General features: G+C 45.1%; 25 protein-coding genes, 1 tRNA gene, 1 riboswitch and 1 other annotated feature. Of the genes, 1 reads left to right on the top strand and 25 read right to left on the bottom strand.

From position 1 onward, the window contains the following. Positions 1-35 precede the first annotated feature (35 nt). The 22 genes from leuD to AB5I83_RS00315 all read right to left on the bottom strand — a co-directional run bounded on the left by leuD (position 36) and on the right by AB5I83_RS00315 (position 20,424). Complete coding sequence (gene leuD, locus AB5I83_RS00420) at positions 36-632, bottom strand: 3-isopropylmalate dehydratase small subunit (protein ID WP_448972102.1); 597 nt, start codon at positions 630-632, stop codon at positions 36-38. Positions 633-893: 261 nt separating this feature from the next. Further along, the gene (gene leuC / locus AB5I83_RS00415) at positions 894-2,303 is read right to left on the bottom strand and encodes a 3-isopropylmalate dehydratase large subunit (protein WP_448972101.1); all 1,410 of its coding nucleotides are present in this window, start codon (positions 2,301-2,303) and stop codon (positions 894-896) included. A 102-nt stretch (positions 2,304-2,405) separates the two neighbouring features. Further along, complete coding sequence (leuB, locus tag AB5I83_RS00410) at positions 2,406-3,518, bottom strand: 3-isopropylmalate dehydrogenase (protein ID WP_448972100.1); 1,113 nt, start codon at positions 3,516-3,518, stop codon at positions 2,406-2,408. A 32-nt stretch (positions 3,519-3,550) separates the two neighbouring features. Further along, positions 3,551-5,089: a 2-isopropylmalate synthase gene (locus tag AB5I83_RS00405; protein WP_448972099.1), complete on the bottom strand. Its 1,539-nt coding sequence runs from the start codon at positions 5,087-5,089 to the stop codon at positions 3,551-3,553. Further along, entirely contained in the window at positions 5,076-6,098 is a 1,023-nt protein-coding gene (gene ilvC / locus AB5I83_RS00400) for a ketol-acid reductoisomerase (protein WP_448972098.1), read from the bottom strand. Before ilvC ends, AB5I83_RS00405 begins: the two co-directional genes overlap by 14 nt. A gap of 137 nt (positions 6,099-6,235) precedes the next feature. Next, entirely contained in the window at positions 6,236-6,751 is a 516-nt protein-coding gene (gene ilvN, locus AB5I83_RS00395) for an acetolactate synthase small subunit (protein WP_448972097.1), read from the bottom strand. Further along, positions 6,748-8,457 (bottom strand): acetolactate synthase large subunit, encoded by a 1,710-nt coding sequence (gene ilvB / locus AB5I83_RS00390; protein WP_448972096.1) that lies wholly within the window; start codon positions 8,455-8,457, stop codon positions 6,748-6,750. Before ilvB ends, ilvN begins: the two co-directional genes overlap by 4 nt. A gap of 85 nt (positions 8,458-8,542) precedes the next feature. Continuing rightward, positions 8,543-8,796: a binding site (T-box leader), on the bottom strand. Positions 8,797-8,829: 33 nt separating this feature from the next. Continuing rightward, entirely contained in the window at positions 8,830-9,732 is a 903-nt protein-coding gene (gene ilvE / locus AB5I83_RS00385) for a branched-chain-amino-acid transaminase (protein ID WP_448972095.1), read from the bottom strand. A 369-nt stretch (positions 9,733-10,101) separates the two neighbouring features. Then, positions 10,102-10,178 (bottom strand) — tRNA-Arg (locus tag AB5I83_RS00380). Positions 10,179-10,300: 122 nt separating this feature from the next. Continuing rightward, entirely contained in the window at positions 10,301-10,825 is a 525-nt protein-coding gene (locus AB5I83_RS00375) for a metallophosphoesterase (RefSeq protein ID WP_448972094.1), read from the bottom strand. Beyond that, entirely contained in the window at positions 10,818-11,423 is a 606-nt protein-coding gene (locus tag AB5I83_RS00370; RefSeq protein ID WP_448972093.1) for an XTP/dITP diphosphatase, read from the bottom strand. Before AB5I83_RS00370 ends, AB5I83_RS00375 begins: the two co-directional genes overlap by 8 nt. Positions 11,424-11,436: 13 nt before the next feature. Then, the gene (gene rph / locus AB5I83_RS00365; protein ID WP_448972092.1) at positions 11,437-12,192 is read right to left on the bottom strand and encodes a ribonuclease PH; all 756 of its coding nucleotides are present in this window, start codon (positions 12,190-12,192) and stop codon (positions 11,437-11,439) included. 124 nt (positions 12,193-12,316) lie between these two features. Then, the gene (locus tag AB5I83_RS00360; RefSeq protein WP_448972091.1) at positions 12,317-13,387 is read right to left on the bottom strand and encodes a GerMN domain-containing protein; all 1,071 of its coding nucleotides are present in this window, start codon (positions 13,385-13,387) and stop codon (positions 12,317-12,319) included. A 423-nt stretch (positions 13,388-13,810) separates the two neighbouring features. Then, positions 13,811-14,608, bottom strand: coding sequence for a glutamate racemase (gene racE / locus AB5I83_RS00355; RefSeq protein ID WP_167832769.1), 798 nt, complete (start codon positions 14,606-14,608; stop codon positions 13,811-13,813). Between the two features lie 10 nt (positions 14,609-14,618). Beyond that, on the bottom strand, positions 14,619-15,077 hold the full coding sequence (locus AB5I83_RS00350) for a MarR family winged helix-turn-helix transcriptional regulator (protein WP_226646503.1): 459 nt from the start codon (positions 15,075-15,077) through the stop codon (positions 14,619-14,621). Positions 15,078-15,265: 188 nt separating this feature from the next. Further along, the gene (gene gerE / locus AB5I83_RS00345) at positions 15,266-15,490 is read right to left on the bottom strand and encodes a spore germination transcription factor GerE (RefSeq protein WP_019154738.1); all 225 of its coding nucleotides are present in this window, start codon (positions 15,488-15,490) and stop codon (positions 15,266-15,268) included. Between the two features lie 138 nt (positions 15,491-15,628). Next, on the bottom strand, positions 15,629-16,096 hold the full coding sequence (locus tag AB5I83_RS00340) for an acyl-CoA thioesterase (RefSeq protein ID WP_448972090.1): 468 nt from the start codon (positions 16,094-16,096) through the stop codon (positions 15,629-15,631). A 123-nt stretch (positions 16,097-16,219) separates the two neighbouring features. Continuing rightward, positions 16,220-16,801 (bottom strand): class D sortase, encoded by a 582-nt coding sequence (locus AB5I83_RS00335; protein ID WP_448972089.1) that lies wholly within the window; start codon positions 16,799-16,801, stop codon positions 16,220-16,222. A 152-nt stretch (positions 16,802-16,953) separates the two neighbouring features. Continuing rightward, entirely contained in the window at positions 16,954-17,139 is a 186-nt protein-coding gene (locus AB5I83_RS00330) for a hypothetical protein (RefSeq protein WP_448972088.1), read from the bottom strand. Positions 17,140-17,191: 52 nt separating this feature from the next. Then, a complete protein-coding gene (sdhB, locus tag AB5I83_RS00325) occupies positions 17,192-17,953 on the bottom strand; it encodes a succinate dehydrogenase iron-sulfur subunit (protein ID WP_167832764.1) in 762 nt (253 codons plus the stop codon). Between the two features lie 6 nt (positions 17,954-17,959). Further along, positions 17,960-19,717: a succinate dehydrogenase flavoprotein subunit gene (gene sdhA, locus AB5I83_RS00320; RefSeq protein ID WP_167832763.1), complete on the bottom strand. Its 1,758-nt coding sequence runs from the start codon at positions 19,715-19,717 to the stop codon at positions 17,960-17,962. Positions 19,718-19,815: 98 nt separating this feature from the next. Beyond that, complete coding sequence (locus AB5I83_RS00315; protein WP_226085448.1) at positions 19,816-20,424, bottom strand: succinate dehydrogenase cytochrome b558 subunit; 609 nt, start codon at positions 20,422-20,424, stop codon at positions 19,816-19,818. 455 nt (positions 20,425-20,879) lie between these two features. Here AB5I83_RS00315 and AB5I83_RS00310 point away from each other — a divergent pair, with 455 nt between their 5' ends. Then, complete coding sequence (locus AB5I83_RS00310) at positions 20,880-21,332, top strand: YslB family protein (protein WP_448972087.1); 453 nt, start codon at positions 20,880-20,882, stop codon at positions 21,330-21,332. A gap of 442 nt (positions 21,333-21,774) precedes the next feature. Here the strand turns inward: AB5I83_RS00310 and AB5I83_RS00305 are convergent, their stop codons facing one another. The 3 genes from AB5I83_RS00305 to AB5I83_RS00295 all read right to left on the bottom strand — a co-directional run bounded on the left by AB5I83_RS00305 (position 21,775) and on the right by AB5I83_RS00295 (position 26,765). Then, a complete protein-coding gene (locus AB5I83_RS00305) occupies positions 21,775-23,007 on the bottom strand; it encodes an aspartate kinase (protein WP_448972086.1) in 1,233 nt (410 codons plus the stop codon). 151 nt (positions 23,008-23,158) lie between these two features. Beyond that, positions 23,159-23,336: riboswitch (Lysine riboswitch) on the bottom strand. 69 nt (positions 23,337-23,405) lie between these two features. Next, entirely contained in the window at positions 23,406-25,178 is a 1,773-nt protein-coding gene (uvrC, locus tag AB5I83_RS00300) for an excinuclease ABC subunit UvrC (protein ID WP_448972085.1), read from the bottom strand. A 15-nt stretch (positions 25,179-25,193) separates the two neighbouring features. Next, positions 25,194-26,765 (bottom strand): hypothetical protein, encoded by a 1,572-nt coding sequence (locus tag AB5I83_RS00295; protein ID WP_448972084.1) that lies wholly within the window; start codon positions 26,763-26,765, stop codon positions 25,194-25,196. Positions 26,766-26,846 lie beyond the last annotated feature (81 nt).

The raw sequence follows: 26,846 nt of genomic DNA, 5'->3' as shown, positions 1-26,846 counted from the left end.
AAAGATTCACAAGCATCGCCTGTGAATCCATCTTATTAGATTACTTTTTCTATATACTTCTGCTCATAGTCTCTAATGCTTTCTTCAAGCTGGAGGGTGAGTTCAATCTCATCCCAGCCATTCAGCAGCATATTATACCAGTATGGACTGATATCAAAATTCGCCTCAAATCCCTGATTGTCATAAACTCGCTTTTGTTCAAGCGATACAGTCATTTCATACTCACGACCGCTTGCTTTCTCCAGCAAAAAGGATACATCTTCTAATGGCAGTTCAATCGGCAGGATTCCGTTTTTCAGGCAATTTTGTTTGAAAATATCAGCAAATGACGGGGCGATCACCACCTTGAAACCGTAATCCAATAACGCCCATGGCGCGTGCTCCCTGGAAGAACCGCAGCCAAAATTCTCATTCGCTGCTAAAATGGATGCACCTTCGTTATCTGGATGATTGAGTTCGAATTGGTCATTAAGCTCTCCGTTTGAATGATAGCGCCAGTCATAGAACAGGTACTGTCCAAAACCCGTTTTTTCAACTTTCTTTAGGAATTGCTTTGGAATGATTTGATCCGTGTCCACATTAGTCCTGTCCATTGCAGCGACTTTTCCCTTTAGTTCTGTAAATCCAGACATTGCAGGCTCCTTTCATTGCAAAATATATTTTTGTAAAACTACATTCAGCAAATTAGTACTAAAATGACCCGAAAGATACCGTTTCGGGTCATTTTTTACAGGTGAATTCTTTGCTGGAAAAATTATTCTCTTACTCAATCACGGTAATTGCACGAATAAATCCGTTAATTGCACGCTCAAGGCTATTAATTGAACGAATTACTCCATTAATTGCACCATTGATCTTATTAATTGCACTATCGACCTTAATTTGGAAAAAATTTAAACCGTTATTCCGGCCATTGACCTGACATCGACAAAATGTCCATGAAGTGCGGCAGCCGCTGCCATTGCCGGGCTGACTAAATGGGTACGTGCGCCTGCACCCTGCCTGCCTTCGAAATTGCGGTTAGAAGTGGAAGCACAATGCTCGCCAGCTGGCACAGTGTCTGCGTTCATGCTCAGGCACATGCTGCAGCCGGATTCACGCCATTCAAATCCCGCTTCAATAAAAACCTTGGCAATTCCTTCTGCTTCTGCTGCCTTCTTTACTTGCTGAGAACCAGGTACGACAATCGCATTGACTCCAGAGGCAACTTTTTTCCCTTTAACCACCTCGGCGGCTGCCCTGAGATCCTCTATTCTTGAATTGGTGCAGGAACCGATAAAAACTTTCGTTACATTAATATCTGTAATCAACTGCCCCTCCGTCAGCCCCATATATTCGAACGCTCTTTGAACGGACTTTCTTTCTGCCTCACTAACGCATTCAGCCAGATATGGCACTCTGTCCGTAACCGGCGCAGTCATTGATGGATTAGTACCCCAGCTGACCATCGGCGCGATGGAATTGCCATCTACCGTGATGGTGTAGTCATACTCAGCGTCATCATCAGAGCTGAGCTGCTGCCATTCAAGAATTTGATCGAGAAAGGCATCTCCTTGCTCAACATATTTCCTTCCATTTAAATAAGCAAAGGTTTTATCATCAGGGGCGACAAGAGAAGCCTTAGCCCCTCCTTCAATCGACATATTGCAGATGGTCATCCTTTCCTCCATCGACATCTTCCTGATGGCCACGCCGCAAAATTCAATGACATAACCAGTACCGAAATTGACTCCATACTTACTGATAATGGATAGAATGAGATCCTTTGCGCTCACTCCCGGTGCAAGCGAGCCTGTCACCTCGACCTTCAGTGTCTTCGGCTTCATTTGCCAGAGCGTTTGAGTGGCCAGCACATGCTCAACCTCACTCGTACCAATTCCGAATGCCAGTGCTCCGAACGCTCCATGCGTCGAAGTGTGGCTGTCCCCGCATACAATCGTCTTTCCAGGCTGAGTCAGCCCCAGTTCTGGCCCGATGACATGGACGATGCCTTGTTCAGGACTGTCAAGGTCGGCCAGGGTAATGCCGAATTCAAGACAATTATTCCTTAACGTATCCATCTGGGTTTTGGCAACAGGGTCATTGATTTCAAACCGGTTGACGGTCGGTACATTGTGGTCCATGGTCGCAAACGTCAAATCCGGCCGCCTAACTGACCTATTTTTCAGCCTCAGTCCCGAAAAAGCCTGCGGGGAGGTTACCTCATGAACAAGATGCAGGTCGATATACATCAGGTCCGGTTTGCCTTCTTCCCGGCGCACTACATGCTTCTCCCAAATTTTTTCGATGATTGTTTTCCCCAATAATACCCTCCCCTTTTTAGATGCATTTGTATTTGTACGAAAAGCCATCGCTGTAAAAATCGCAAAATTGACAAGTTTAAATTTTCGAGTTGGACTCTTTCATCATGCGTAAGCACTCATGATATTCAGGATCGCTTCATTGTCCAGCAGTGCGGCTTTGATTTCCTCGACCATTCCTTCAGTTGTTAAAAATGGTGTGCCAAATACGGCAATGTCGCGGGTTCTGCTGCCAGCGTCCAGTACCTGCTGTACGGCATTCTCAATCGCTTCAGCTTCTTCTTCAAGACCGAAGGACAGACGAAGCATCATTGCGGCTGACAGGATCATCGCGATTGGATTAGCGGCATTCATACCAGCGATATCTGGTGCGGAACCATGGATTGGCTCATACAGATAGGGCCCAGCAGCCGAAACGCTGGCAGATGGCAGCATGCCTAGCGAGCCGGTCAGCACGGATGCTTCGTCGCTTAAAATATCACCAAACATATTTTCAGTAACCAGCACATCGAACTGGCGCGGGTTCTTGATGAGCTGCATCGCGGCATTATCGACCAGCATATGCTCAAGCTGGACATCTGGAAAATCCTTAGCCACCTCTTCTGCTGTCTCGCGCCACATTCGGCTCGATTCTAAAACATTCGCCTTATCTACAGAAGTGACCTTACTTTTTCTCATGGCAGCTAGCTCAAATGCATAGCGGATGACTCTCTCCATCTCGTTTTTCTGATAATACAATGTATCTACCACAGATGCCTCGCCTTTTTGGATCGATCTTTCACTCGGTTTTCCAAAATAAAGTCCGCCGGTCAATTCCCTGACCACTATCATGTCAGCTCCTTCAACGACTTCCTTGCGCAGCGGCGAGATTTCGGAAATGCTAGAGTAGTATTGAACCGGGCGGACATTCGCATAAAGCCCGAGCTCTTTCCGGATTTTCAACAGTCCTTTTTCAGGGCGAATATGACCAGGCATCCGGTCCCACTTAGGGCCGCCGACAGCGCCTAACAGGACGGCGTCACTTCCCTTGCAGAGATCAAGGGTATGCTCCGGGAGCGGGGTTCCAAATTCATCGATTGATGCTCCGCCGATATCTCCATAAGTAAACTGGAACTTATGGTTGAAAAGCTCAGCAACTGCCTGGAGGATGGTAACCGCCCCCCTGCTTACTTCTTTGCCTACGCCATCTCCTGGCAGGATTGCGATCCTTTTTTCCATTCCATTCGCCTCCGAATTCTTAAATGTATTTTTTAACCGTTGACTGCGACTTTCTTTGTTTCTTCCATATATAGAACTCTATTGACTGCATTTAAGTAAGCTTTTGCTGAAGCTTCGAGTACATCCTGTGCAAGGCCTCTGCCACTCGTCTCGATACCGCCGAAATCCAGCTTTACATACACCTGGGCGAGGGCATCCCTGCCGGCTCCAACAGACTGAATCCGGTAATCAAGCAATCTTGCTTTTTCGTTCATGCAATTTTCAAGCGTATTGTATAAAGCTTCAATACTGCCTGACCCTGTGGAGGCTTCTTGGATTTTTTCATTTTGGCAGCCAAACAATGTAACGGTCGCCGTGGGTACCTGGTTCGTTCCATACTGGACCTGGATGGAATCAAGACGATAATATTGCTGTTCTTTTGACAGCTTCTCTTCGAGGATGATGGCCACGAGGTCGTCATCCGTCATTTCTTTCTTCCTGTCTGCAAGTTCCTTGAATACGGAGAATAATTGATTGATATCATCATCTGGAACTGACAGTCCTATTTCGTTCAGCCTGTTCCGAAAAGCGTGGCGTCCAGAATGCTTTCCGAGAACCATCGAGTTATTTTGCAAGCCAACAAGTTCCGGTGAGATGATTTCATAGGTTGTTTTCTCCTTCAGAACCCCATCTTGGTGGATTCCCGACTCATGGGCAAAGGCGTTTCTGCCAACCACGGCTTTATTCGCTGGTACCGTCATACCCGTCAATTTGCTGACAAGGCTGCTTGTTCTGCTGATTTCTTTAAGGTTCAGTCCCGTTTTCGCCTGGTAGAAATCTTTGCGGATATGGAGCGCAACAGCAAATTCCTCGAGTGCCGCGTTTCCTGCCCTCTCACCGATACCGTTGATCGTTCCTTCAACCTGCGAAGCCCCTGCTGACACTGCTGCAAGCGAGTTGGCAATCGACATGCCTAGGTCATCATGACAATGTGCCGAAAGTTCCACTTTACTAATAGAAGGAACATTCTCTCGCAAGTAAGTGAATATTTGGCCGTATTCCTGCGGAGATATATAACCGACAGTGTCAGGAATATTGATGACCTTTGCACCAGCCTTGATGACCTCTTCCACGATTTCAGCAAGGAAATCAAGCTCTGTGCGGCAGGCATCCTCAGCAGACCATTGAATGACCGGAAACTTGGCTGCCGCATATTTCACGGTTCTTACCGCTGTTTCTACCACCTCAGCTTTTGTCTGCTTTAGCTTGTGTACCCTGTGGATGGGTGAAGTAGCGATGAATAGATGAAGCCTTGGCTCTGCTCCATGCTTCAATGCTTCCCAAGCAGCGTCGATATCCGTTGTAACCGATCTTGCCAGCCCTGTAACCGAACATCCTTTGATTTGGCGTGCAATTTCAGCCACAGAAGCAAAGTCCCCTTTGGATGCAGCCGGAAACCCCGCTTCAATAATGTCAACATTCAATCTCTCCAACTGCCTGGCAATCTCAAGCTTTTCGGAAAAATTCAGATTGACCCCGGCTGACTGCTCACCGTCCCTCAATGTCGTATCAAATATTTTAATTTTTCGCACTGGCAGCCACTTCTCTCTGCTTTTGTTTGTTGACAAACGGCATCATCTTTCTCAGTTCTCTTCCCACCTCTTCAATCTGGTGGCGATTTTCTTTTTCATTGATGCTATTGAAGACCGGTCTGTTGTTTTCATTTTCCTCAATCCAGCCCTTGGCGAAAGTTCCTTCCTGGATATCACTCAAAACTCTTTTCATTTCCTCTTTCACCTGGTCATTTACCACTCTCGGCCCGCTGACAAAATCTCCCCATTGAGCAGTGTCAGAAATTGAATAGCGCATTCCTTCGAGTCCGCCTTCATACATCAAGTCGACGATCAGCTTCAATTCATGCATCGTTTCAAAATAGGCCAGTTCTGGCTGATAACCTGCCTCGACAAGTGTTTCGAAGCCTGCTTTCACGAGCGATGTCAAACCGCCGCATAATACAGCCTGCTCACCGAAAAGATCTGTTTCGGTTTCTTCCTTGAAGGTTGTCTCCAGTGCCCCTGCCCTCAGCGCACCAATCGCTTTCGCATACGCAAGTGCAAGTTCCCTTGCACTGCCTGACACATCCTGATGGATCGCGAACAATGCCGGCACGCCTGCTCCTTCTTGATACGTCCTCCTTACCAAATGCCCAGGTCCTTTTGGTGCGACAAGCAGTACATCACAGCTTTCAGGAGGGACAATTTGGTTAAAATGCACGTTAAAACCGTGGGCAAACATAAGTGCCTGGCCTGACAGCTGAGGCTCGATTTCATTTTTATAAACAGCAGTCTGCCTCTCATCCGGCAGCAGAATCATGACTACATCTGCTGCTGCCACAGCTTCGGCAACTGTTTTAACATCGAAGCCATCCTGTTCCGCTTTCTCCCATGACTTCCCTTTTCTCAAACCGATGACAACCTCAACCCCGCTGTCGCGAAGATTCTGGGCATGTGCATGACCCTGTGATCCATAACCAACTACTGCCACTGTTTTTCCGTTAAAATAAGCCTCATTTGCATCACCGTTATAGTACATTTTCTCCATTTTACCTCTCCCTTTCCGAAAAAAAATTTAGTTTCTGATTGATTGCTGATTTCTACTCGGTTATTGCACTTCTATTAATGCTGATTTCTTTCGAATTAGCATCATCGTAGTTGTTTGTGAAAAGCTAATGAATTTCATCAAACAAAAGAAAACGATTTTTGCTGTCCGGTCCGCTGGTTCCCTCTTGGGAATGCTGTCGTTCCTGTACGAGCCAACTCTCTGATTCCATATGGTTTAATCAAATCGATAAACGCCTCGATTTTTTCCGTTTCGCCTGTCAATTGGATGATGATGCTATCCTTGCTGACATCGATGACCGAGGCCCGGAATGGTTCTATGATCGAATAGATCTCTGCTCGATTGTGCGGCAGGACGGGCACCTTCAAGAGGACGAGCTCCCGGGCGACAATCGCCTGGTCGCTGATGTCCGCAACCTTCAGGACATCAATCTGCTTATTGAGCTGTTTGGTGATCTGTTCGACCATTCCATCATTCTCCACATGGACAACACAGGTAATGCGCGAGACTCCCTTTTGTTCTGTAAGGCCTACCGAAATGCTCTCAATATTGTAGTTCCTCTTAGAAAATAGATTTGTAATCCTGTTAAGTACTCCTGGCCGGTTCAACACGGTCATTGTTATGATTCTTTTCATTTCTTCACTCCCACCATTTCGTGGATTCCTTTCCCGGGTGCAATCATCGGGTAGACATTTTCAGCTCCATCGACCCTGAAATCGAGCAGCACCGGTTCTTTGTCGTGCATCACCTTATCCAGGATCATGTGCGCTTCTGCTTCGGAGTGGATTTCAAACCCTTTGATTCCATAGGCCTCGGCCAGTTTTACAAAAGATGGCTGTACCGGATTTTTACTGTGTGAATATCTTTCTTTATAAAAAATTTCCTGCCACTGCCTAACCATCCCAAGCGCCTTGTTATTGAATATCGCTATTTTGATAGGAAGCTGAAATTCAGCAATGACCGCGAGCTCCTGTGTTGACATCTGGAAGCCGCCATCTCCTAGCACGGCCACAACACAGGCTTCCGGGTCTGCCAGCTGTGCGCCGATGCTGGCAGGGAGGCCGAATCCCATTGTCCCGAGCCCTCCTGATGTCACCCATCGATCTGAATGCTGGAGTTGATAATATTGGGCCGCCCACATCTGATGCTGGCCGACATCTGTCACTACAATCGCTTCGCCCTCCGTTTTTTCGTAAAGGAGTTCCATCACCTTTTGCGGTTTAAGTACTTCGCTGTTTTCGTAATGATATGGGAAATCCTTCTTCCAGGCTGATAGCGATTCTGCCCAATCTTCCTGTTGAGGTGGACTGCCTTCAAGACCAAGCAACTGTCTTAACGCCTCTCCGGCATCACCGACGACCGGAATTTGCGTTGGCACATTTTTACCGATTTCAGCCGGGTCGATATCAATATGGGCAACAGCAGCTTTTGGAGCGAAATGCTTTAGATTTCCAGTCAGACGATCATCGAATCTTGCTCCGATATTGATCAGCAGGTCACAATGATAAAGCGCCATATTGGCTGTATAGCAGCCATGCATGCCCGCCATCCCAAGGAATAATCCATGATTAGCCGGGAAGCCTCCCAACCCCAGTAAGGTGTGGACAACATGAAGGTCTTGCTGCTCTGCATATTCTTTTAGTAGATTTGAAGCCTTTGCATGGAGAACACCTGCCCCGGCGAGAATGACCGGCCGTTTTGCCCTGCTTACTGCTTCCGATAGTTTTCTTACCTGAAGGTAATTAGGCTCCGTTGTCGGCTGGTAACCAGGAAGCTGGATTTCCTCCTCAGCTGGCACTGCCGCTACACCCGCTGCAAGGTCTTTCGGAAAATCGATCACCACAGGGCCAGGTCTTCCGCTTGTCGCGATATAAAATGCTTCCTTGATAATCCTCGGAATGTCTTTTATATCCCGGACTTGATAGTTGTACTTTGTTATTGGTGTGGTGATCCCAAGGATGTCTGCTTCCTGGAAGGCGTCTGTACCAATCACCCCTGTCGCAACCTGGCCAGTGAAGACGACCAGCGGCAAGGAATCCATCATCGCATCGGCAATGCCGGTGATGATATTGGTCGCTCCCGGTCCAGAAGTAGCTATCACCACGCCAGGTTTCCCGCTGACCCTCGCATATCCTTCAGCTGCATGGATCCCTCCCTGTTCATGCCTTGGCAGCACATGAAGAATTTTAGAATCATAGAGTTTGTCGTAAATCGGAAGGACAGCTCCTCCTGGGTAGCCGAAGATGACTTCGACATTTTCCTTTTCCAGGGCCTTAATCAGTAAATCTGCACCGCTTACCTTTTTTGTTTTCGCCTTTGTTTCCTGCAAGGCTGCTTCCATTTATCGAACCTCCCACTTTTAACTCACTTGATTTTTACAAAATAAAAAAGCCCATCCATCTCCATATGCCTAAGGTTGCCCTAGGCAAAGGGATGGAATAGGCTTTATCTCCTTGTTCCACGGTACCACCCTTCTTCACGCTTTAAGCGTGCGCTCGTGACAGCCTCAGCTGCCGGTTTTGATAACAAGTGCCAAGCACTCGACCAGTTTTACTAGGATTCCTTTCAAACTGGCGCTCCAGGGTGAGTTCATTTATTGCGGCATCACCGGCTTCCAGCAACCCCGGCTCTCTGTGCATGCTGATCGCAATAAATTACTTGTCCCTGTCCTCGCTTTATCCTTATTCAATTATTGCTTTTGGCTTTTAGATTATTAACTAACCTGATGCGCTTTTTCCGAATAAACCTGAATTCCGTCTGCCACTACTTTCGCCCTGAACTCACGCAAGATATTCTGTGTATGCGCTCCTGGTTCTCCATCGCCGATGACTCTTCCATCCACTTTGACGACCGCGATCACTTCTGCTGCCGTTCCTGTAAGGAAAACTTCGTCGGCTGTGTATACATCATGGCGGGTAAATGGTTCCTCCTTTACCTCGTACCCTAGATCTTTAGCAATATCGATAACCGCATTCCTGGTGATGCCTTCTAAAGCTCCTACATAACCTGGCGGTGTGAGGAATGTATTGCCTCTCACGATAAAAATATTATCCGCGGAACCTTCTGCAACATATCCCTGATCGTTCAGCATTAGCGCTTCACTTACATTTGCCAGATGAGCTTCGATTTTCACAAGAACATTATTTAAATAGTTCAGCGATTTCACTTTCGGGCTCAATACGTCTGGACGATTTCTTCTTGTCGCGACTGTCACGATCTCCAACCCTCGGTCATACAACTCTTTCGGGAAAATAGCCAGTGGCTCAACGATGATGACCACGTTCGCGCTCGGACACTTAAAAGGATCAAGTCCTAAGTCACCGACACCCCTGGAGACAACAATTCGGATATAAGCATCTCTCAGTTGATTCCGTTGCACCGTTTCAACAACCAGGCCGGTGAAATCCTCCTTGGAGTGTGGCATGTTCAGCATGATGGACTTGGCTGACCGGTAAAGCCGGTCCATATGTTCTTCCATCCTGAAAATATTGCCGCTGTATACCCGTATCCCTTCAAAAATACCGTCTCCGTATAAAAATCCATGATCATATACTGAAACTTTAGCATTTTCCTTGGTGACGAATTCCCCGTTTAAGTAAATCCACTGATCGGGCACAATAAACACTCCTTTAACAAATAGACGCTTTAAATTATTAAATTCACAGGTTAAAAAAATACAGTTTTACATTATCCAAAAATTGAATAGAAAACTATGACTCACTTTCGATGCATTTAACTTGTTTTTTTATTTGAGGATTATCTTACGCCCAATTCACCCCCTCGTCAACACCCTTTTTCTAAATTATTTGATAATTTAGATTAGTTAGTTAATTTGTATCCGCTTACATTGTTGATATATTCACATTTACAAAAAAATAAATTTTTTATTCAGGATGTGTTTTGACCTCAGTTCCTGAGGATGGACAAAACTTCAAGGCATAAAAAAAAACTCACCCAAAAGGTGAGTTAAGGTATGTAGTTTAAATGGCGTCCCAGGAGAGATTCGAACTCCCGACCGTACGCTTAGAAGGCGTATGCTCTATCCGGCTGAGCTACTGGGACGTGGTTGTTTTTTAAAGACAAGATTTATTATATTAGCCAAATAACTAAATGTCAATAAAAAATCAAAAACTTTTTTCTGAGGGAAACCTGCTGGCTCCCCTCAGAAAATCATTATAGTAGTTTTAATTTGTTTTGTGAAGTGAAAACTCTTGTCTCAACGCAGAAATCTCGCCATTTCCAAAGTCATAGATTCGCAATATCGCTTTTCCGCTTTCCAGCTCGAGTATGGCATAACTCTTTTCAGTTCTGCCGCGTGGAAGCCTGATGCTTCCAGGGTTGATGAACAGTACATCATCCACCATTTCTGCTCCCAGCAAATGAGAATGCCCAAAGCAGACGATATCAGCCTGCAGTTCTTTTGCCTTATAGTACAAGTTTACCAGTGTGGATTTCACTGAGTATAGATGCCCATGTGTCACGAAAATTCTCACGCCATTAATCACATGAATCTCCTCATCAGGGAAATTGCCATAAAAATCGCAATTCCCCTTCACCGAACTGAAATTCACAATCGCAGCATCACTTTCAGAAAGCTCTGAGTCTCCGCAGTGAATCATCAAGTCCACATCATTGCCATGCAGATTCTCAATTCCTTCAAGCACCTCAGTCGACCCGTGGCTATCACTGACAATCAGCACCCTACTCATTGCGTTCCTCACGCTCTTTTAGGAGCTCATCCAGCTTCCTGATCGCATTTGCCCTATGGCTGATCTTGTTTTTTTCGTCTGATGCCAATTCAGCCATCGATTTCCCTTTCGTCTCAACGAAGAAAATCGGATCATAGCCAAAACCATTGGTACCGCGTCTCTCCCCGAGGATTCTTCCTTCACACGTCCCGAATACAGTCACCGTCTCCTTGCCAGGCTCTGCCATCGCAAGTGCGCAGCAGAATCTTGCAGTGCGCTCGCTATCAGGGACACCCTGGAGTTCATCGAGAACTTTGTCGATATTGTTTTCATCATTTTTTTCAAGACCTGCGTATCGTGCCGAATAGACACCCGGCCGGCCTTCCAATGCATCAATTTCAAGCCCGGAGTCATCCGCGATCACTCTCACACCAAGGCTTTTAGCAATCGTTTCAGCTTTTAGTATGGCGTTTTCCTCAAAAGTTGAACCTGTTTCTTCCACATCTTCTAGCTCTGGATAATCGAGTAGAGTTTTCACCGCCAACCCTTTTGGTAAAAAAAGGTTCTCAAACTCCTTTGCTTTTCCGCTATTTTTTGTCGCGATAATGACTGAGTCCATTTTGAGATCTCTCCTATCTCCGTTTTCCGCCCTCAATTTTGGCAGTCAATTCTTCTCCGAGTGCTTCCTTTTGTTTCTCGAAAAGTTCTGAAATTCCATCTTGTGCAGCCTTTAAAAGATCCTGCAGCTGGCTGTATGAAAAAGTCGCTTCTTCCCCAGTGCCCTGCAGCTCAACAAATTCCCCATTTCCAGTCATGACAACATTCATATCGACATGGGCAGCAGAATCCTCGACATAATTCAAATCTACCACAACCTCACCGTTCTCTAAAACGCCTACACTCGTTGCAGCAAGGAAGTCTGTCACTGGAAAAGCAGACAACTTCTTTTGCTTGCTCAGCTTCTCAAGAGCCATAGCCATCGCAACAAAAGCACCTGTGATCGAAGCGGTACGCGTTCCGCCATCTGCCTGGATGACATCACAATCGACCCAAACTGTCCGCTCTCCTATAGCCTCGAGATTGACGACAGCGCGCAATGCCCTGCCAATCAAACGCTGGATTTCCATCGTTCTTCCGGAAATCTTACCTTTTGCCGCCTCACGTATATTCCTTTGTTCGGTAGCACGCGGGAGCATCGAGTATTCTGCCGTGATCCAGCCTTTGCCCGCTCCCCTCATGAATGGCGGAACGCGGTCCTCTATGCTGGCAGTGCAGATCACCTTCGTATCCCCAACAGAGATCAGTACCGAACCTTCTGGATGTTTCAAGTAATCCGTTTCAATATGTATTGGTCTTAATTGCAATGGTTCACGCCCATCAAATCGCATTATAAGTGTCCTCCTTCGCATGATAAAAGGCAGGCAGCCTGCCTTTGAACCACAATATAAATAAGAGGCAGGAAATACGCCTGCCTCTTTGGATGTCTTTAATTAGTATATCAAAATTTAGCTATTAAAAACTACCTGTGTTTACTTTTTCAGGCCTTGTGACTGGCTCTGCCAGTTTTTCTCCCGATTCTGTAAGGACATCAGCCTTTCCGTTCACCGTAAGGGCTACACTCTCTACACCCGTCTGTTCAGTAAGTGAAAGCACAAGCGAATTCAGCAAGTGTTCAGAGACCATTTTTTCTTCAAAGCTGCCGTAAATGGATTCATTGAAGTTCAATGTCACCTTGCCATCCTCAACCTTAGGTGCGTCAAGCAGCTTCACGCCTGACTGGAAGTCGGAGAGAAGATTGGATGCATACGCCGGCCCTTCAACAAGCTCGTTGACGATCGTGGTGATATTATCCTTAACAGCATTGCTGATACGCTTCGTTACTGGTACATAATAATACGCACCTTCTTCACCGCCAATATAATAAACCGTGACTGCTTTCGTGTTTGTGATATCAACAACATCGGAATTGTCCACATTGATGCCATCCGCACGGCTCAGCTCTCCTCCAATCGGAGTGCCGCCTACAGGCATTACTTCAAGAGGAGTGCCATTCATCTGAAGCTTCACTTCATCGACAGTATCGAATTGGGTGAGCGTCCATGTTACAGCCTGAAGGATCTTCTTTTCATCCTCTTTTTTATAGGTTGCAAATTCCTTTGAAAAATCAACGGTTGCTGTTCCGTCCTTGATGTTCACTGTCATTTGTGTGTCAGCTGGAAGGACGGCCCTGAAGCCATTTGGAAGCATTTGTTCGACAGGCCCATTTGCCACAAGGTACTCCAGAGCCTGCTGGGCGACTCCCTCTTTTTTCGGAAGTCCCATCGTCTGCGAGACGACATAACCATTTTTATCAATCAAATACAATTCTGTCTGAATGGATGTTTCAACCGCTTCTTTTCCATCCTCAGCTGTTTCTGTAGTAACATTTTCATCAAGTGCCTCTCCATCTTCCATGAGCGTGACATCCTGAGGAGGATCAATCTTTTTCTTTTCCTCGCCCCCGAACAGCCCACAGCCAGATAGGAATACCGTAGTTGCCAGTGTAGCAGCTGTAACGACCACAGCCTTTTTATTTTTTGACATATAAATCCCTCCAAAGACAGTTTGTACTAATATGTATACGAGCCTCTGGATATTTTAGACCGCCTTTGAGAAGATTTTAGTAATTAATTGATGATAAAGAAAACGACTCGGTTATAACCGATTGTTAATCTCAAAATGTTTCAAAAAGTAAACGGAAAAATTGCGCTTAAATTGGGAAATATCCTTATTTCCTTAAGTATAAGGGGAGGTTTTCCGTTTATTTAAACCAAAAAGCTGAATATCGTCTTAGTTAGTGCAGTTAACCGGAAATTCTCCGCTTATTTCTGCAGAAAAAGCGTCCGCTTTACACAATAGCAGAAAATTCTCCGCTTATGAGTTCTCATACCTACACCAAAATCAACAATGAATGATAACGAGTCAAAAAAATAAAAAAGACCTCCGTCACCGGAAGCCTAGTTAACCTTAACCTAATCTAATTTTTTCAACATGTTCAATCGGTCTCTCGAGCCACTGTGATGCTATGGATGAGAAAATCGTCCTTGAGCCCGTCATGTAATAATAATGCTCCGGAAGTTCCTCCCTGTCGGCAAACATATCGTTATGCCCGAGGATGGTGCTCACCTCACGCGCTGTTTCCTCGCCTGAGCTGATCACCTTGACATCTGGCCCCATCACTTCTTTAATGAGCGGCTCAAGCAAAGGATAGTGGGTACAGCCCAGGATTAATGTATCCAGCCCCTGGCCCCGCAATGGCTGAAGCGTTTCAGTTACGACTTTCTTTGCAACCCGTCCATCGTATTCTCCACTTTCTACGAGCGGCACGAATTTTGGGCAAGCAAGTGCTTCAATCGCCGTCCTTCGATTGATGGATTTCAATGCATGTTCATATGCACGGCTTTTTACCGTGCCTTCAGTTCCAATGATGCCAATTTTATAATTGTCCGTTACCTTGATCGCTGTCCTCGCACCTGGCTGAATGACACCTAACACTGGAATCGAGAGTTCATTCCTTATTTCGTCAAGTACCACGGCAGTCGCTGTATTGCATGCGATGACAAGCATTTTAATATTCTTTTCAAGCAGGAATCGGGTCATTTGCCAGGTGAACCTCTTTACTTCCTCAACTGGCCTTGGTCCGTACGGACAGCGAGCCGTATCACCGACATAGATAATCTGTTCATACGGGAGCTGCCTCATCACTTCCTTGGCAACCGTTAACCCACCTACTCCTGAATCAATGATTCCGATTGGTCGATTCAAAAAACTCGCCTCATTCTTCTCGCATTTCTTGATGTAATTTCGCTAAGCCCTCTTTAAGGGATAATATTTCATCACCTGAAAAGTCCTTCAAAACTTCTTGAAGGTATAACTGTCGTTTCTTGATCACTTCATCGATGATCCTTTCACCTTCGTCCAAAAGATGGATGCGGACTACACGTCTGTCATTGGGATCCTTCACCCTGACAACAAGTTCATTCTTCTCCATCCTGTCCACTAGATCTGTGGTTGTACTGCAGGCAAGGAACATTTTATTCGACAGTTCCCCGATCGTCATATCTCCGTCCTCAAATAGCCATTGCAGGGCAATGAACTGGGGAGGGGTGATCGTGTAATTGCTAAGAAGTTCGCGTCCCTTCTGCTTAATGATGCCTGATATGTACCGTAAATCCTTTTCGATATCAGCTACTGTCTCCAGCCCCTGATTCTTTTCTACCCCTTCAAGTTTCATCCGTAACAACTCCTAAGAATTCTTTTTCCTTTATCATAAAACTTGTTTCCAAGCTGAGAAGATTTTATCTATTGCCCTTATTTTCTACTTTTTTCGAGCAAATTTCAAGACAGAATTAAGTTTCCCTTCTGTTTTTACCCCTTTAAACATCTTAACCGGCCCCCCTTATCCAGGTCGGCCGGTCATGATTAAAGTTCTAGCTCTCCCATACGCAGGAGCTCTACAACAGCTTGGGAACGCCCCTTTACACCAAGCTTTTGCATGGCGTTTGAAATATGGTTCCGAACCGTTTTTTCGCTGATAAATAATTCACTAGCGATCTCTTTTGTTGTTTTGTCTTGTACTAACAGTTCGAAAACTTCTCTTTCGCGTTTAGTGAGTAATGGCTTGTGAGTATATTCATTTTCCTTCAAGTATTGTAACCCTCCTTGCCTTCGCCAGCTGTGAACTGCGGGGTGGGTATAAATTTAGTCAAAATATCATATGTGAAGGAAAGAAGTGTAGTGACAACATTTAAGGGACTTCATGCCAATTTTTTTTAGACGTAAATCTTATTTAAGAACTGATTTTTTGCTTTCCAAAAATAATTGCCTCATTTCCTCTGTCCAGGATACTCCCTTTCCCGTCCTCTTGGAAATTTGTACAATTGTCCCCCTGCCAGTCAGACAAATCGAGCTATCGGCTTTTTTGACCATATAGTGAAGGTCCACTGAGGAATTCCCAATGTAGTTGGCTTTCACAAATATTCTAAGGTCTTCATCAAAGAAAATCTGGCTTACATAATCACATTGCAGATCGGCAACGACCGGAATCGTCTCATTCTCTGGTTTCACCCAATCCTGCATGAATCCCCGGCTCTTGAAGTATTCAATCCTCGCCTGTTCAAAATATGTAAAGGGAACGGTGTTATTTAAGTGCCCGAACATATCCGTTTCCGAAAATCGAACCTTCACCGGATAAAAAAAATCAAATTCCTCTTCCCAGCTTACAATCTCATTAATGTACTCCATCTTTTTCATGCTGAAACCTCCCGTAAAATGAATGAACATTCATTCTTTTCTTTATTATAAAATTATTTCTTTGTTTTGGGAATAAAAAAGGAAAAACAAACACCAGCACAGGAAAGTTCCAGGCTGGTTTATCTAGTTTTTATCCAATATTCTTTTTGCATAGATGATATATCTTTCGGGTGCATCGCCAACATAACTGAACGGGTAGCAGGTTGTTAAAATGAGCTCTTCTTCGGTATTTTGGAGGGTAATGATACTGGTATCATCTGCGCTGACAATTTTTGTGCCCGTTATCTCATACGTATAATCACCATAAGGCATTTTCATCGTAAGTTGATCACCCAATTCGAGGTCCCCTGCTTTTCGGAAAACTGTATCACGGTGGCCGGAGAGAACGATTTGTCCATTTTCCTCAGGGTAGAAGGAGCCTTCATAATGGCCAACACCCTTCTCGAGATCGTCAGCATCCGTTCCCTCCACTATAGCCAATTCCGCTTCTATCTTCGGTATCACCAGCAATCCGGAAGCCTCTCCGATTTCAGGCATGAATTCTTCTTTTGAAGCCTTTGGCTTATCTTCCTTAACCAATTCTTTCGCCGTTGCCAGGGAAATCTTCTCCTGCTGTTTAATGTCCCACAGCTGAAATAATCCTACCCCTAGGACAATCACTCCACTAATGACAATCAGGATTGCCAATATTTTTGTAAATTTCATATACCGCTCCTATTCATGACTTTTAAGAAAAGTATATCAAGAGAACCAGACTGGAAAAAGCACTATTTTAGCTAAAAGGAAAACCTCCTTTCCAGGGAAAGGAGGTTCGTTTTTATACAAAGTATAAATTTTTTTCACACCTGGATTAGTGTCTAGCTCCAGCGCCTAGACCCTCGAGTCGCTTGTTTAGTGTCGCCTCCTAGAAACTCCGAAACTTCAACTCCGCCGGCAGAAGCAAAAAGCGCTTCTTTGTCGGAGTCTCCAGTTTCTGCGTTTCTGGACAGTCGGCTATACATATCGATTTCGGTCCGCTCAATGAAGTCAAAGAACGACTTCACTGGTCGGCCCTCCAGCGCTTGTCGGGTCTGAACAAGGCGCTTGAGCTTTTCTTTAAACTTGATCGCTTCCGAAGAAGTTCTTGAATGACTGGAATGTAGTATCACGGTTCAAGGCTGCGATTGATGTGGTCAATGGAATGCCTTTAGGGCAAGACTGGACACAGTTCTGTGAGTTACCACAGTTTGCAAGTCCGCCGTCTCCCATGATTGTTTCAAGTCGCTCGCCTTTGTTCAAAGCACCTGTTGGATGGGCGTTAAAGAGACGCACTTGTGATAATGACTGCGGCCCGATGAAATCGGACTTGTCGTTTACGTTAGGACAAGCCTCCAAGCAGACACCGCAAGTCATACACTTGGAAAGTTCATAAGCCCACTGGCGCTTTTTCTCTGGCATACGAGGGCCAGGGCCAAGATCATAAGTTCCGTCGATTGGAACCCATGCTTTCACGCGTTTCAATGAGTCGAACATACGGCTGCGGTCAACCTGAAGATCACGGACAACCGGGAATGTTCTCATTGGCTCAAGCCTGATCGGCTGCTCAAGCTGATCAACCAGTGCTGAGCATGATTGGCGCGGGCGGCCATTGATGACCATTGAACACGCACCACAAACTTCTTCAAGACAGTTCATATCCCAGGAAATAGGTGTCGTTGCTTCACCTTTTGAATTTACAGGATTACGTCGGATTTCCATCAGTGCCGAAATGACGTTCATATTTGGACGGTAATCTAATACAAACGTTTCCTCATAAGGGGCTGAATCAGGAGTATCCTGACGGCTGATTACAAAAGTAACAGTTTTATTCTCTGACATGCCTTATTACTCCCCCTTCTTCTTAGAGTAATCGCGCTTACGCGGTTGGATTAATGAAGTATCTACTTCTTCATAATGGAATGCTGGAGCAGAGTTTGCATCAACAAACTTCGCCATAGTAGTTTTCAAGAAGTCCTCATCATTACGATCAGGGAATTCCGGTTTATAGTGAGCCCCACGGCTTTCGTTACGGTTATAAGCACCGATTGTGATAACACGTGCAAGCTGAAGCATGTTTTGAAGCTGGCGTGTGAATACAGCACCCTGGTTGCTCCACTTTGCAGTATCGTTAATATTGATATTCTTATAGCGCTCCATCAACTCGACGATTTTCTCGTCTGTTTTCAGAAGTCTGTCGTTGTAGCGAACAACCGTTACATTGTCCGTCATCCACTCGCCAAGCTCTTTGTGAAGGACATATGCATTCTCAGTGCCATCAAGTGACATGACGTTGTTCCATTTCTCTTCTTCCATCTTGACAGCATCATCGAATAGAGCAGAAGAAATAGCGTCAGAGCTCTTCTCAAGTCCATTGATGTAACGGATCGCATTTGGACCTGCTACCATTCCGCCATAGATTGCTGACAATAATGAGTTGGCTCCAAGACGGTTCGCACCGTGCTGTGAATAATCAACCTCACCTGCAGCAAACAAGCCAGGAATATTGGTCATTTGATCATAGTCCACCCATAGTCCGCCCATAGAATAGTGAACAGCAGGGAATATTTTCATAGGAACTTTTCTTGGATCATCGCCCATGAATTTCTCATAGATCTCAATGATACCGCCAAGCTTGATATCAAGCTCTTTAGGATCCTTATGTGAAAGGTCAAGGTAAACCATGTTCTCACCGTTGATGCCAAGCTTCTGGCTTACGCACACATCAAAGATTTCACGTGTCGCGATATCACGCGGTACAAGGTTTCCATAAGCAGGATACTTCTCTTCAAGGAAGTACCACGGCTTACCATCTTTGTACGTCCATACTCGTCCACCTTCACCACGGGCAGATTCACTCATCAGGCGGAGTTTATCATCCCCAGGGATTGCTGTAGGGTGAATCTGGATGAATTCACCATTAGCGTAATAACCGCCCTGCTGGTAAACGATCGCTGCAGCTGATCCGGTATTGATAACAGAGTTCGTTGTTTTACCGAAAATGATCCCAGGGCCGCCAGTTGCCATGATGACAGCATCAGCAGCAAAGGATTTGATTTCCATTGAAGTCAGGTTCTGTGCTACGACTCCACGGCACACACCTTCCTCATCCTTAACTATTCCAAGGAATTCCCAGCCTTCGTACTTTGTGACCAAACCAGCCACTTCATGGCGGCGAACCTGCTCATCCAAAGCGTATAGAAGCTGTTGTCCAGTTGTCGCACCAGCAAATGCTGTACGGTGATGCTGAGTTCCTCCAAAGCGGCGGAAATCAAGCAAACCTTCTGGCGTACGGTTGAACATGACACCCATACGGTCAAGAAGGTGGATGATACCAGGCGCTGCTTCAGCCATTGCCTTAACTGGCGGCTGGTTCGCAAGGAAGTCCCCGCCGTATACTGTATCGTCAAAGTGCTCCCATGGAGAGTCACCTTCACCTTTTGTATTTACTGCACCGTTGATTCCGCCCTGTGCACATACAGAGTGGGAACGTTTTACCGGCACTAGAGAAAACAGTTCAACAGGAGTTCCTGTTTCTGCAACTTTAATTGTAGCCATTAAGCCAGCCAAGCCGCCGCCGACTACGATCACCTTACCTTTACTCATCGTGACTCACTCCCTTAAATCCATGTCTGTCTTTCATATCCGTTCAATAGTAATTCTTTTTCCAGCATAGGCTTCGGATTGCAGCCCGTGGAAACAGCTTATACAAATGCCAGGATTGCGCGGACACCTACGATGGAAAGCGCAATGAAAACTCCGATCGTTACGTAAGTGGAAATCACTTGTGAACGCGGTGTTACTGTAATTCCCCAACTCACGAAGAATGACCATAATCCGTTCGCAAAGTGGAAAGTTGTAGAGATGACACCAATCAAATAGAACCATAGCATGAATGGAGAAGATAGGATCGTCTCCATCATCTGGAAGTTAACTTCTGCACCAAATGCTGCCGCGATACGAGTTTCCCATACATGCCAAGCTACGAAAATCAATGTAATCACACCAGAAACACGCTGTAGCATGAACATCCAGTTCCTGAAATAGCTATATTGGCCTATATTGTTTTTCGCTGTAAAAGCAATATAAAGACCATAAATCGCATGGAATAATAATGGTAAGAAGATAATGAAAATTTCTAAAAAGTACCTAAAAGGCAACTGCTCCATAAAATGTGCTGCGCTATTGAATGATTCTTCTCCCCCTGTAGCGAAATGGTTGACTACAAGGTGCTGCATAAGGAAAAGACCCACTGGAATGACACCCAGCAAAGAATGCAGCCTCCGCCAATAAAACTCTTGTCTACCTGCCATAAGTATACCCCCCTGAAATTTGGCCGTGATGTTCGGGCTTTTCTCCCCATCTCTATTAACCTAATAGACTGATTCAACCCAACACCGTAAAATAAGCATTTCTTACAATTATGTGACATGTTCATTTTACTCCCATCATAATAGAGCGTCAAGAAAACGGATACATAAAAATGCTTATATAAATAAAATTTTTAAAATATATTGATATTGTAAAAATCCCTCTTTCTAATTATTTAAACGTATGAAAGAGTATATTAAAATAATACTATTGCCTATAGGAACCGACTGATTAAAAAATTCTCAATACAATAATTTTGACGATCCCAGTTTCGGGTATGGTATAAATATGGAAAAAGTTTATAGAATTTCATAGACCATACAAAATTTAACAACTTTTTAATTTAATGTTTTCGCGGCAAATTGTTTATAATAGAGTGATAGAAAGAGGGGAGAACATGAGTGAAATAACTACTTCTGAGCAAAAAAACGATAGCGATCCACTGGCTGTCCCTGCGTTTGGATATGAATTGATCAGGGAAGTCCTCCTGCCGGAACTGCTTGGCAAAGACACAGCTGAAATCCTGTATTGGGCCGGAAAACGCCTCGCCCGAAAATATCCATTATCAACCCTTGACGAAACCATCCGCTTTTTCCAGGATGCCGGCTGGGGCACACTGACCATCAAAGAAGAATCCCGAAGAGAAATGGTGCTTGAACTTAGCAGCGAGCTCATTTCCTCCAGACTGAAAAACAACCCTAACGCTACATTCCAGCTAGAAGCAGGTTTCATTGCCCAGCAAATGGAACAGCAGAAAAATGTTACAACAGAAGCCTTTGAACACCCCAATAAAAAATCAGCGAAAATCCTGTTCACGATCAAATGGGATAAGGGTGATTTGATTGACTAGTAATGAATTATGCCAGGGCACAGCAAAACCGTTGCTGTGCCCTTATTAACGCTAATGACCTTTTCCATGTATTATTTCGAATCCACAGTTGTCTCGTTTTCGCTCCATGTTCCGTCTTAATGTGACGATAATTCTTTGATTCTCCCTTTTATCCGCACATTATTCGCTTTAATGTGACGGTAGTTCTTCGATTCTCCCTTTTATCCGCAAATTATCCACTTTAATGTGACGGTAATTCTTCACTTCTCCCTTTTATCCGCACATTTTCCGCTTTAATGTGACGGTAATTCTTCACTTCTCCCTTTTATCCGTACATTTTCCACTTTAGTGTAACGATAATTCTTCGATTCTCCCTTTTATCCGCATATTTATTGGCTTTTACGTTTCCGTATCATGCATGATACATAAAAGCTTTCCTGGCCACACACCAGGAAAGCTTTTCTTAATTCGTCTTAACCGCTTCTGAGTATAATTCAAATGCTTCGTGCAGTGATTCTACTGCGTTTACCATTTGTTTTTCATCAACGACGGTTGAAACCTTGATTTCGGATGTGCTTACCATTTTCACCTGGATGCCGTTTCCTTCGAGGACTTCAAACATTTTTGCGGCCACGCCAGGATTGGAAACCATGCCTGAACCGACGATGGACACTTTTGCGAGGCCTGTTTCAGATTCAACGGCCTGGTAGTTCAATGTTTCTTTATTACGTTCCAATACATCCAGTGCCTCTGGAAGGTCGTTGCTCTTGATGGAGAACGAAATGTTGGCTAACCCTGCTTCAGTTCTGCTCTGAACGATGATGTCGACATTGATGTGGTTCTGTGCAAGTGTTGTGAATATGGTTGAAAGTCCTTTTAATGAAGTGCTGACTCCAAGGACTGATACTCTCGTGATTTGGTCTTCAAACGCTACTCCGCGTACGATTAGATTCTGTTCCATTTCATTCTCCTCCTCGATGATCGTGCCTCTTTCTTTTTCCATGCTGGATCTTACTTCAAGTGGCAATCCATAGTTTTTCGCGAATTCCACCGCACGCGGATGGAGCACGCCTGCCCCTAGATTGGCCAACTCTAGCATTTCATCATAGGAAACGCTCAGCAGCTTCCTCGCACTTTTCACATATCGTGGATCGGTCGTGAACACGCCGGTCACATCTGTGTAGATATCGCATTTATCAGCTTTCAGTGCCGCTGCTAAAGCAACTGCCGTTGTATCTGAGCCGCCGCGGCCAAGTGTCGTGATTTGACCGTCATCCGTAACACCCTGGAATCCGGCGACAATGACCACCTTGCCAGTCTCTAAGTCCCTGGCAATCCTGTCTGTGTCAATATCGACAATCCGGGCGTTGCCGTGGACAGCTTCCGTTTTGATTCCAGCCTGCCAGCCTGTATAGGAAACGGCATCAATGCCATTTTGCGCCAATGCCATTGAAAATAGCGCGATCGTAATTTGCTCGCCTGTTGTCAGCAGCATGTCCATCTCTCTTTTCGATGGCGCGCTTGAAATATCATTTGCCATATCAACAAGATGGTCTGTCGTCTTGCCCATTGCTGATACGACTACGACCACATTATTGCCATTCTGCAATTCTTCTGCTGTCCTGCTTGCCGCATTCCTGATTCTTTCAACATTGCCGACCGATGTTCCACCGAATTTCTGTACAATCAATCCCATAGGTTTCCCCTGCCTCTTCATTCTGTATTTTGCCTCTAATAGAGTTTCCATGACTCCGCCGCATATGTAATTCTGTCAAAAATAGCCCTTAAAAACAGAAAAAGCAATGGAAGTGGCTCCCATTGCTTGATAAACGTGTATATACGCTGCAACATGAGATAGCACTCCAAGATGGCAATCTTGACAATCCAGCGTTTGTTCAACGAAGGACCAGCGTGAAAATGGATAGGCATTTTCTCACTTCGGCGAACATCCCCTTTCAAAGCCCATCTCTGAATCCTAAAATTCTCCAGACTTTTACTCTTGAAGCTCGCACCTCTATCTTCACTTTAATGCTCTAAAGTGATAGCTATATGAAATTTTTATCATTATAGCACACCTAAAAATAGAATGCTACATTAATTCTGCAATTTCTGAAAGAGTTCCTCTGCAACATTTGCCGGAAGACCAGCAGCATTCAACTCTTCCACAGAGGCTTCCCTCATTTTTTTCACCGAACCGAAATGCTTCAACAGGGCTTTTTTGCGCTTTTCGCCTATGCCTGGAATATCATCGAGCAATGACTGAAAAGCACTTTTGCCTCTTAGCTGGCGGTGGAAAGTAATCGCGAACCGGTGGACTTCATCCTGGATTCTCTGCAGCAGGTAAAATTCCTGGCTGTTACGAGGCAGTTCGATCACCTGCAGCGGGTTTCCATAGAGCAGCTGGGAGGTCCTGTGCTTGTCATCCTTGGCCAGCCCAGCGATTGGAATATCAAGTCCCAGCTCATTTTCAAGTACATCCCGAGCGGACTCGATATGGCCTTTTCCGCCATCGATGATAATCAAATCCGGGAGGGGCAACCCCTCTCTCAAGACACGGGTATACCTGCGCCTTACGACTTCCCTCATTGATTCATAATCATCCGGGCCCTTGACCGATTTAATCTTGTATTTGCGGTACTCCCTTTTTTCCGGCTTGCCGTCGATAAAAACAATCATCGCTGATACCGGATCGGTTCCCTGGATATTGGAGTTATCAAAAGACTCGATCCGGTGAGGAGTGTAAATGCCCATTTGTTGGCCAAGATTTTCAACAGCCTTGATGGTACGCTCCTCATCACGCTCGATTAACGAGAACTTTTCTTTCAGAGCGATCCCTGCATTCTTGGATGCGAGGTGGACAAGCTCCTTCTTCTTTCCGCGCTGCGGCTTCAGGACCTTTACTTCAAGCAGCCCTTCTGCCAGTTCAAGATCCACGCCCTCCGGAACCAAAACTTCCTTCGGTTTGAAATGCTCGTTTTTCGAATAAAATTGTCCCAGGTATGTGAGGATATCCTCTTCGGGTTCATTGTGAATTGGGAACATGGAAACTTCTCGCTCAATCAATTTCCCCTGACGGATGAAGAAGACCTGTACACACATCCAGCCTTTGTCAACAGCATAGCCAAACACATCGCGATCCGTAAAATCAGTCGTTGTCATCTTTTGCTTTTCCATTGTTGCCTCGATGTGGGCGATTTTATCGCGGAATTCCTTCGCTCGTTCAAAGTCCAACTCTTCGGCAGCGGCGGCCATTTTAGCACTCAAATCTTCCTTGATATCCTTGTAGCCGCCATTCAGGAACTTCGTGATTTCATCCGTGATCTGCTTATACTCATCCTTGCTGACGTCCTTGACGCAAGGCGCAAGACATTGTCCCATATGATAATAGAGGCAGACTCGGTCGGGCAGCGTCGAGCATTTCCGGAGCGGATAAATCCTATCCAGCAGCTTCTTCGTCTCGTTCGCCGCCTGGACATTCGGATATGGCCCAAAATATTTGCCGCTATCCTTCTTGACTTTCCTGGTAATGATCAGCTTAGGATGCCTTTCAGCAGTCAGCTTGATGAACGGATATGATTTATCATCTTTAAGCATGATATTGTATTTCGGGTCATGCTTTTTGATTAGATTGATCTCCAGCAGCAAAGCTTCCATATCGGAGGACGTGACGATATACTCAAAATCCTCGATTTCATTGACAAGTCGAAGCGTTTTACCATCATGTGATCCTGTAAAATAAGAGCGCACCCTGTTCTTCAATACTTTGGCTTTCCCCACGTAAATGATGGTCCCCTGCCTGTCCTTCATCAAATAACAACCTGGCTGAGCAGGGAGAAGCGCAAGCTTATTCCTAATTTGGTCATTCATGCCGTTCACCTCCTGTTACGGTGTCCATTTATATAAAATAATCTCATGATAGATTGGGTCGAAAATTTCATCTGATTTAAAGGTCTCTACCTTCTCGAGATTCCCGCCAAGGTCATAACCCTGGGAAGAGAAACCATCGATAACACTGTTAGTAAGATAAATTGTCTTACCTTTATATAACCCTTGGTCATGAAGGAAATTCCTGTAGGTGAAAATTCTTTTATGTGGGTAAGACATTCCCAAATATTGAAGGACTCTTGTTTCTTCCCATGTATACAGGATGAAATCCTCCGGTTGCTCCTCCATATAATGAGCAAGCTGATAGACTGCGGGCTCATTTTTGGCCTGTTTTTGTATATAAGTCGAAGAAATAATTGCCTGGGCAATGATGACCAATACTATGAGAAGCCTTGCGTACGTCCCTGCCCTTTTTTTTAAAAAGACAATAAGGCCAAGAAACACCAGTAATAGCGCCAGCGGCAGTATATGTCTTGGCTTATCGATATTCTGGGCAAAAAGAGCCCAAACACTGTAAGCGAGAAGCAGTAATATCCCGAGCTGAAGAGTGTTTTTCTCCTCAACGAGGTGTTTCTTCTGAAAGGTATTCGTCTTGTTAAAGGCGTTTTCCTTCTGAAAAGTATCTTCCTTCTTAACAGTATCTTCTTTTTGGTCACTGATTTTCTTATAATCTTTTCTATTTGCTCCCGGCAATAATAGAACGATGCCGATAACTATATATAATACCATCAAAACAGTTGTTCGTGAAAACATTCCCCACCACAAAATATTGGTAAACAGGAAAGCGTCCAGCCTTGCCAGGAAAGAGAGTTCATTCGTTGCCGATGTACCGCCCCATTCCTGGAAATGCCCGCCGGTAAATCCAAAAGCAAGTTCGAGAAAGCTGGTTAGTCCTCCTTCAGAAATAACCAGACCGCCAACCCAGATCAACTGGAACAATCCAGCGATGAGCACATATTTGATCACCCCGCCAAAGGCAATCTCACGTTTTGCATATTTTTTATACAATAAATAAAGGATGCCGATTCCCATCGGAATATAGCTCAGCCTGATACCCAATAGGACACTGAACAAAATCAGGGGAAGCAGCATCCATTTCCCTGTGGGTCTTGATTCAGCAGCTGTGACACTCCAGAAGTACCACCAAAACGCAGCAAGCGCAGCGCCCTCCGACATTGGCTGGTTCACGATGATGAGCGGATAACTGGCAGTATAGATAGCAGCGGCAATAAGAAAAGCATTCGTCCTGCTTAAGCTTCTTGTCCCGATGAAATACACAGGCAGAATGGAGCTGGTATACACTAATACATTGAAAAGAACCAGAGCCTGGTTTGGCTCGTTCACGAAATACTTAAGGAACATACCGCCCAATATAAAATAAGGATATCCCGGGAAATGAGGCTGCATCGCTCGAAGGTCATACCTGTCCAAAGCCAGGGAAAAGTCCACTTGGTCCCAAGAGGCTGCAAATGGATTTAGTGAACTCAATTGGACTATGAAAATGTATAGTACCGCCAGGGAGCTTAATCCAAGAATGCTTACTTTTTTTAGTTTTTCTCGATTCATCATTTTACACCAACTAACTTCCACCTTTTTTTACGTATGAAAAAAGTACAAGGATATTCCCTGTACTTTTTTGGAGAGAGGATC

The sequence above is a fragment of the Mesobacillus sp. LC4 genome, from assembly GCF_053543455.1.
Note: the sequence above shows the minus strand (reverse complement) of the source record. Positions and strands in the feature narration are given on the sequence as shown.